Below are 1,408 nucleotides of genomic sequence, written 5' to 3' on the forward strand. Positions count from 1 at the left end.
TATCACTAGCGTCGCATAAATTTTAACTGAATTTTCTGTTTTCTTGTTTTTTCGTCGGAAACGAAAAACGAAGACACTCAAGCAGAGGTAGTAAACATCCATTTTTTTACTATAACCTTTGGCGTGGGCGACAGAAACGGTAAAACCCTTATGGGATGGCTTTTCCTTCGATTTTTCGAATCCAAATGTGTGCTGATTTCCAAGGTGCAGCTTTTAACAATCGACTAATTTTTAGATAGGTTTTTGAGCTATTCGTGTTGAGCTGAGCCAGTACATGTAAGCAATAGACGATCATCGCGATGTATACCTGATTATGCACAGCTTGTTCGCTTTGTCCGTAGAACTTTTTTATGTTCAAGTGCTGTTTTAACCACTTGAAAAACAGTTCGATGGCCCAACGAGACTTGTACAGCTCAGCGATTTCATCAGCGCTTAAATCAAAACGATTCGTAATCAAATGTAGCTCTTTGCCTTTAGAATCCAGTACTTTGATGAGACGAAATGCATTTTCTGCACGATTTTGCGTCGTGCCAATCAGAATCATTTCATCGGATAGCACAGTGGAATCTTTAGGGCGTTCAAACGGCTCTAACACACGTATCACAGCGTTTTTTCGCAAACGTGAGACAAAGAAATAGCCATAATAGGTCATCAAGTCAAATCGTTTATAGTCCAAGTAACCTCGGTAAAACACGTACATGCATTCTTTGTCGTCTACTAGGACTTCTAATTGACCACGATCATGCTCTTTTGCATTCGTGAGGACCGCTTGATCTGGATACGAGCAGCCTTTTTCTAAGAAAACGAGACGTAAATGAAGCTTAATACCAGATTTTGTTTTACGGAATTCAGCCCATTTATGATTGTTTAAGTTCAGTGGCAACGTGCTAGAATCAATGATTTTCAGCGGTGTCGTTGTTTTTCTACGTTGTTCAAAGTTCGTTTTCTTATGAATTTGCGTAACTAAGTCTAGAAACACTTGTTGGAAAACATCCGTTGGCACTTGGTTTAACCGGCGTCCTAACTGTGAAAAGCTAATTGATTCTAAATCGGTCGTTTTTTGTAGATCATCCGAAAATAGTGTATCGCTAACAGCTCGTAGACTTTCGGTTTCATTGAGCTGTGCGAATACGAATAATTTTAAGAATGAATCGATGTATAACTTCTTTGTATAGGTATTTAATTGATAGGATTCCACCAATTCGTCGAGTTTTGTGGAGGAAATCGGTGAGAACCATTGTTCAAAAGATGTTTTTCGTGTAAACTTATCCATGCGTATGTCCTTTATTTTGGATTTGGATGGTTTACTACCGCCCAACCATTATAAAGGATTTTTTTATTCGAAGAATAGATTACAGAAAATTCAGTATTATTTACCGTGTTAAATTATTTTAATGCGACGCTTGTG

General features: G+C 38.1%; 1 protein-coding gene. It reads right to left on the reverse strand.

Translation table 11 applies throughout. From position 1 onward, the window contains the following. Positions 1-148: 148 nt before the first annotated feature. Positions 149-1,273: an IS4 family transposase gene (locus M3Z76_RS19590; protein WP_295657547.1), complete on the reverse strand. Its 1,125-nt coding sequence runs from the start codon at positions 1,271-1,273 to the stop codon at positions 149-151. Between the last annotated feature and the right edge of the window lie 135 nt (positions 1,274-1,408).

The sequence above is a fragment of the Metasolibacillus sp. genome (assembly GCF_025291715.1).
GTDB lineage: Bacteria > Bacillota > Bacilli > Bacillales_A > Planococcaceae > Metasolibacillus > Metasolibacillus louembei.

Excerpts from the sequence above, each read along its gene's own strand:
- M3Z76_RS19590 (WP_295657547.1), bottom strand. The coding sequence starts at position 1,273 with ATGGATAAGTTTACACGAAAAACATCTTTTGAACAATGGTTCTCACCG.